Here is a 6,033-nt window from a genome sequence, read left to right as displayed (position 1 = left end):
CAGGCGGAGTCTGAACAGGTCGTTGTCCCGCTCCCCTCCGAACCGGGCGTCGCTCCGGAAACGCCCGAGCCGGAGGCCTACCAGCAGGGCTACAATGAAGCCTACGATGTCGGATTCGATACCGGCTTCGCGAAGGGCTTCGAGGACGGGCACAAGCTGGAGTTCAAATGAAGAAGCGCGGCGGCGAGAGATTCCCTTATCGCCGCCGTTTTGCCGTATCTCCATACGAAATAGGGAAGACTTCAACTTTTTCCGTCATCTGTGGTAGACTGTCCAATGGCAGAGTCCTGGACTGGACTCGGGAAAGACAATAGAGGCAGGTGCGGGGAAAAGTGGAGCATAACATCAGAAAAGGAAAAATGGAAGAGCTTGAGCCAATTATGGAGCTGATTGCCGAATGCGTGCGGGTAATGCGCGAGGGCGGAAGCGACCAGTGGGACGAAACCTATCCGAACGCGGAGGTGATAACCGGGGACATCGGGCGGGGAACCTTGTATGTCTTCGAGGAAGACGGGGGTCTTGCCGGAATTATAGTGCTGGATGAAAATCAGGCCGAGCAGTATGGGGAGATTGATTGGGCGCAGACGGAGGGGCCGTTTTTGATGATGCACCGCCTTGCGGTTCATCCCAAGGTTCAGGGGAAGGGAATTGCGCGGAGATTGATCGCGTTTGCCGAGAGTTTCGCCGCTGAACAAGGTTATAAGAGCATCCGAATGGATACATATTCCAGAAACTTAAAGGCGTTGGAGCTGTACCGGAGTCTCGGGTACGAGATTAGGGGCGAGGTCCGTTTCCCCGGGCGGATAGCGAATTTCCCTGTGATGGAGAAGATTCTGACGTCCGCCGATTAGCGGCATTTAGCCGAGAGCCAGGGGAGCAACAAGATTTTATTTTTACAATGAAAGCACTTTCAAAGAAAAAGGACGTAAGCCCGCCATATTTAATGAAAGCGTAAGCATTTAATGGATAACGGCTGTTCCCGCCCAAATACCGGAAAATATGACGTTAAAGTCCGCAATATCAAGTTTTAAAATTTTAGATAAGTCGTCTATAATAAAGACATCACCAGAAGAGCTGGACGAAAAAAAGAGCCGGATGGATAACGCTCTAAAGCGAATGTTTTAAAAATTCAGCGGCCCACCCTTTTTCTTGCAGCGGCGGATGGTGATCATCCCGAAATCCTTATTTTCTAACTAAGGAAGGAAGGGAAAAATCTCCGATGGGCTAGGCAATCGGTGCATATCTGAATTGGCGAAGCCAAGGCGGAACTTAGGAGTAGTTTGAACGGATCGGTCTTTGAAGCGGCAACGGACAAATGGGCTATCTGAGCAGATCAATGGGTACAGAAAAGCGGAATCGTGAGCCGTTTAAGCTGACGCCATTGGCATAAGCAAAGATGGACGAATGAGCCGTTAAACCGAAAAGCACTGGTGAAGAACAAACGAATCCGGGAACCGTTTAAGCAGACCAGGGCAGGTATGTTACCCGAAAATCCGGGCGAACCATGGAAGAAGGAAGAAGCTGTTTCAAAGCAAGGCGAAAGTCTTGTGAGAAAGGAGCGGGATTCCATTGGAAAAGGTTAGCGAAGCGTACAATAAACGATAATCGCATCCAAGGAAAACGGCAGTGACAACGTTTTTCGCGAGCATCGTGTACGCGGGAACCGAAGAACACCCATATACAGGGCATGGCTTTCGGTGAAGTTGCCCCGGGAACCGGGGTATGAGGAATGTAAGTGAAATTTGAAAACAATTCTGAAACGATTGTCCAAGCGGTAAAGCCGACCTGGAAATCGGCAACATGGAATCATCGGAAAATGTACCATGTCAAGAGTATGGATTGTTGTAGGAGGATATGAATAAAATTGCATAGCCAAAAGGAGACTTAAAACCCCGTTACCACAAAAAAGGTGCGGGGTTTTAAGGCGTGACCGTACTCTCTGCGGTCAGTTGCCTCCCTCTTGCTCCTTCAATTGCAGCCACACGGCCGCCATATCCAGCGCTCCCTTGCCGCTTCGGTCGGCGGCTGCATACGTCTCTCCGGCCGCTTCGGCGAGCGGCAGGCGAACACCCGCGCGGCGGGCTTCATCCGCCACCAGCCCCAAATCCTTGGCAACGAGGCTGATCATGAAGGCGGAGGGGTACTCTCCTTTTACATACATTTCCTTCTTGCCCTCGAACAGCTTCGTGGATACGGCCGATTCGCTAATCATCCGCAGCACCAGCTCACGGTCAAGTCCGGAAGCCTCCGCGAACAGCAGCGCTTCGCCCACGCCCTGGGCGACCACGCCGAGCAGCAGGTTGATCGCCAGTTTGGCGGAGCTGCCTGCTCCGACATCTCCGAAATGAATAGTCGCCTTTCCCAGTTTATCGAAGTAAGGCCGGCACGCCTCGACCGCCTCGCTGTCTCCGCCTGCAAGAATCACCAGCTGCGCCTGCTGGGCGGGTCCAACCGAGCCGGATACGGGCGCGTCAACATAAATGCCTCCGGCTTCGCCGGTAATCCGGGCCAATTCTTTCGCTTCTTCCGGGCCGATCGTGCTCATGTTCACAACAATTGCTCCCGGACGAATCCTGGCAAATACGCCTTCTGCTCCCGACAGCACCTCATGAACGGTTTCTCCCTTGGTCAGCATCAGGAAGATCAGGTCGGCTTCTGCGGCGGCTTCCGCCGCTGTCCCGCTGATGACGGCGCCTTCTCCTCTGAGCGGCTCCGCTTTCTCCGCCGTGCGGTTATAAACATGCAGGCTGTAGCCCGCCTTCAGCAGATTGCGGGCCATGGGAAGCCCCATGTGCCCCGTTCCAATCCATGCAATGTTTTTCAATGGGTTACACTCCCTTTCAAAGATATCCATGTTATTTTAAACCTATTGCAGCAGGATGAATAGCCATTTAGTCACTTTGACTTTGTCGATTATGTTAGGTTTTGTCAGGTTTTGCCGTAATCCGCAAGGGTGATGTTATTTTAGTTGACTCGTGTTGACAATGAAGCCGCCCCTGAATTAAGATAGAGCTATTCATAATAATTTTAAATTTTTCGTATATCCTTAATAATTGGATTAAGGGTCTCTACCGGAAACCGTAAATTTCTGGCTACGAAGATATGCCTTGGCATGTTTTTGTAGCCTTTTTGCTTTTAATTTTAACGATTTGAAGGGGGAAAAGTCATGAGCGGTATTTTGATCAAGAACGCGGAACTCATCACGATGAACAAGCAGGAGGAAATTCTGCGCGGCGGCGACATCCGGATCAAGGACGACCTGATTACGGAAATCGGCAGGGGCCTTGCGCCGCTTGCGGGAGAAACGGTGATCGACGCCACGGGACGGACCGTCATTCCCGGCTTCGTGCAGACGCATATTCATTTGTGCCAGACGCTCTTTCGGGGCAAGGCGGATGACCTGGAGCTGATGGATTGGCTGCGTAAGCGCATCTGGCCGCTTGAAGCGGCGCATGACGGGGAGTCGCTGTACTATTCCGCCATGCTCGGCATCGGGGAGCTGATCTCCAGCGGAACGACAACGATTGTCGATATGGAGACGGTGCATCATACGGATTACGCCTTCCAGGCCATCGCGAAGAGCGGTATCCGCGCCCTCTCCGGCAAGGTCATGATGGACCAGAAGGGCGGGGATGTGCCCGAGGCGCTTCAGGAGGAGACGGGGGCTTCGCTTCAGGAGAGCGTGGATTTGCTGGAAAAATGGAACGGATATGACGGCGGACGCATCCGGTACGCGTTCTCCCCGAGGTTCGTCATTTCCTGTACCGAGCCGCTGCTGACCGAAGTGCGCGACCTTTCCGCCCGTTACGGGGTGAAGGTGCATACCCATGCTTCCGAGAATCTGGGGGAGATTGAGATCGTGCAGGCGATGACCGGCATGCGCAATATTGTCTATCTGGATCATATCGGACTGGCGAACGAACGGCTCATTTTGGCGCACTGCATTTGGCTGGACGAGGAGGAGCGGCGCATTTTGCGGGAACGGGGTGTGCATGTGAGCCATTGTCCAGGCTCCAACCTGAAGCTTGCGTCCGGCATCGCCGATACCCCGGGGCTGATTCACGAGCATGTCTCGGTAAGCCTTGGCGCGGACGGCGCTCCTTGCAACAACAACCTCGACATGTTCAATGAAATGCGGCTGGCCGCGCTGATCCAGAAGCCGCTGCACGGACCGACGACGATGGACGCTAAATCCGTGTTCCGGATGGCGACTATCGGGGGAGCCAAGGCGGTCGGGATGGAGGATGAAATCGGCAGCATCGAGGTCGGCAAGAAGGCGGATCTGGCGATTCTGAACCTGTACAACTTCCATACGTTCCCGTCCTTTGACGTGGACCCGATCTCCCGGATCGTCTATTCCGCCACGCGGGCGGACGTGGAGAGCACGATCATCAACGGTAAAATCGTCATGGACCGCGGCGTGTTGAAGACGGTTGATAAAGAAACGGTGCTGCGTGAAGCGGACCGGTCGATTGAGCGGCTGCTGACGCGCACGACGCTGGGATAAAAGACCGATGAGGGTGTCCCGTAAGCCATGGAAATGGCTGCGGCGGCACCCTTTATTTTTGAGGCGGGAATCAGGCAGGGGATACGGGGGATGGTCCGATATTCGGGGATTCCGGGTGCCGCGATGACGTGGGTGATGATGTAGCGATGACGCGGGCAATGAAGCGAGAGAAGAAGTGGGCAATGAAACGGCTGATGACGCGGGTCAGGAAGAAAGCCTGAGATTGTGCATCTTTTGGCCGCGTAAGAACCTCCCTTGTAACATACACCTGCGAAGATACAGTTTTTTCCTCTGCTCAGTCTTGTATTCAGCTCATATGCCCTCCAATACCTGCATAAATTCAGGCTTTCTCGATGTATGAAGGATTTGGATTTGAAAAAGGCTGCACTTTTAGCCCTTTTGCCAGCCGCTGAGCTTTCGAATCATTCGAATAAGAAGATCTATGATTAGGCCAGCCAGAAAGAAAGAAGCAAAATGGATGATATAGGTGGGAAGCAGAATTCTAATCGCCCCACTGTCGGCAGCCAGCTTCGCACTCTCAAAATCGAACATCCAGTGCCGGAATGGCTCGGTATATGCCATAGAGCTTAGAAGCGGGTTCAACCCGATCAGGAGGATGTTCTTCTCGTCATTGCCCCAATAGTTATTCAAGCCTATTAAAACGCTTATTACTGAAAACCAAAAGGTGGCTTTCTTGTAAGGCATAAATAGCCCTCCTTCCATGAGAAATGTACTTGTCACTCAGAGCTTCTGCATCAGCTTCATGAGCTTCATCTCTGTTCCATTGGCCGCCGGAGTATAGATGATGCAACGCAAATCGGCGCTGCCGTGAACCTGCATCGAAGTCAGCTCAAACAGCATTTTGCCCGCCTTGGAGTGCCGGAACTCGATTAAGACATCAGGCGCATTGTTCACTGTGCTGCGCTGCCAGAGCCGGTTGAAATCGGGGTAGCTGCTGTCCATATCGCGAAGAAATTCCGTATACCATTCATCATCCACGTATTGCCCATAATAAGTTCTGAAAATGGCGAGAAAGCCTCCGACAAAATCCTCCCAGTTCACGGCGAGCCGCTGCAGCTCTTTGCGGGCAAACAGCAGACGGATCAGATTGCGCTGCGCGGCGGGAACCTGTTCGAAGTCAAGGAACACATGCCTTGCGGCTTCATTCCAGCCGACAATCTGGCACCGGCGGTCCGTTACAATCGTTGGCGAATATTTCAGCTCCCGTATAATTTTAAGCAGTGCCGGGCGCATCTCGGAATGCGTCTCCGGCGGAAAATCAGGTCCGGTGTGCGTGTCCAGCGCAAGCGAATACAAATATTTGCGCTCGTCGGCGGTAAGCCGGAGCGCCCTTGCGATATTGTCGAGCACGGAGACGGACACCTTGATGTCGCGGCCCTGCTCCAGCCAGGTGTACCAGGTGGTGCTGACGCCGGCGAGCTGGGCCACTTCCTCCCGTCTAAGCCCCGGCGTTCTTCTGCGGGGTCCCTCTGGCAGTCCTGCCGACAGGGGCGAAATTTTGGCGC

At 53.5% G+C, this 6,033-nt stretch carries 5 protein-coding genes and 1 riboswitch; of the genes, 2 read left to right on the top strand and 3 right to left on the bottom strand.

The window, feature by feature from the left end; translation table 11 throughout:
* The first annotated feature begins 332 nt into the window (after nt 1-332).
* Nucleotides 333-851 carry a GNAT family N-acetyltransferase gene (locus tag L692_RS0100205; RefSeq protein WP_025696097.1) on the top strand — a complete coding sequence of 173 codons (519 nt, stop codon included), beginning with the start codon at nt 333-335 and terminating at the stop codon, nt 849-851.
* A 1,094-nt stretch (nt 852-1,945) separates the two neighbouring features.
* Here L692_RS0100205 and L692_RS0100200 read toward each other — a convergent pair.
* Nucleotides 1,946-2,824, bottom strand: coding sequence for an NAD(P)-dependent oxidoreductase (locus tag L692_RS0100200; protein WP_025696096.1), 879 nt, complete (start codon nt 2,822-2,824; stop codon nt 1,946-1,948).
* Between the two features lie 192 nt (nt 2,825-3,016).
* A riboswitch (purine riboswitch) is annotated at nt 3,017-3,115 on the top strand.
* 51 nt (nt 3,116-3,166) lie between these two features.
* Here L692_RS0100200 and L692_RS0100195 point away from each other — a divergent pair.
* Nucleotides 3,167-4,507, top strand: a complete 1,341-nt coding sequence (locus L692_RS0100195) for a 5'-deoxyadenosine deaminase (protein ID WP_025696094.1) — start codon at nt 3,167-3,169, stop codon at nt 4,505-4,507.
* A 390-nt stretch (nt 4,508-4,897) separates the two neighbouring features.
* Here the strand turns inward: L692_RS0100195 and L692_RS0100185 are convergent, their stop codons facing one another.
* Together L692_RS0100185 and L692_RS0100180 are read right to left on the bottom strand one after the other, a co-directional pair.
* Complete coding sequence (locus L692_RS0100185; RefSeq protein WP_025696092.1) at nt 4,898-5,212, bottom strand: hypothetical protein; 315 nt, start codon at nt 5,210-5,212, stop codon at nt 4,898-4,900.
* Between the two features lie 36 nt (nt 5,213-5,248).
* A partial coding sequence (locus tag L692_RS0100180; RefSeq protein WP_025696090.1) for a helix-turn-helix transcriptional regulator occupies nt 5,249-6,033 on the bottom strand: 785 nt, incomplete at its 5' end.

The sequence above is a fragment of the Paenibacillus forsythiae T98 genome (assembly GCF_000520735.1).
GTDB lineage: Bacteria > Bacillota > Bacilli > Paenibacillales > Paenibacillaceae > Paenibacillus_AQ > Paenibacillus_AQ forsythiae.
This window is presented reverse-complemented; position numbering and strand designations above follow the sequence as displayed.